This is a genomic window from Gilvimarinus gilvus, from assembly GCF_030518155.1.
GTDB lineage: Bacteria > Pseudomonadota > Gammaproteobacteria > Pseudomonadales > Cellvibrionaceae > Gilvimarinus > Gilvimarinus gilvus.
In genome coordinates this window covers 1-395 of sequence record NZ_JAULRU010000200.1, presented here as the reverse complement: position 1 = coordinate 395, position 395 = coordinate 1, and the positions used below count along the sequence as shown (strand labels likewise).

Here is a 395-nt window from a genome sequence, read left to right as displayed (position 1 = left end):
AGCTTGCCGGCGTTCTCGCTCAGGTAGGCGGCTACGCCTTCTGGCGAAGCATTCATGCCTTTGTCGCCTTTTTTCCAGTTGGCCGGGCAGACTTCGCCGTGCTCTTCGTGGAATTGCAGGGCGTCGACCAGGCGCAGCAGTTCGTCCATGTTACGGCCCAGTGGCAGGTCGTTGACGATCTGCGAACGAACAACACCGTTGGTGTCGATCAGGAAGGCACCACGGAAGGCCACGCCACCTTCGGACTCAACGTCGTAGGCTTTGCAGATTTCGTGGGTCATGTCGGCAGCCAGGGTGTACTTCACCTGGCCGATGCCGCCGTTGTTGACCGGGGTGTTGCGCCAGGCGTTGTGAGTGAAGTGCGAGTCGATGGACACGCCGATCACTTCCACGTT

1 protein-coding gene is annotated in these 395 nt (G+C 60.0%); it reads right to left on the bottom strand.

All coding sequences use genetic code 11. The features are described 5' to 3' along the window. Positions 1-395: peroxiredoxin (locus QWI17_RS01630; RefSeq protein ID WP_302720745.1), on the bottom strand; the 395-nt coding region annotated here is incomplete at both ends.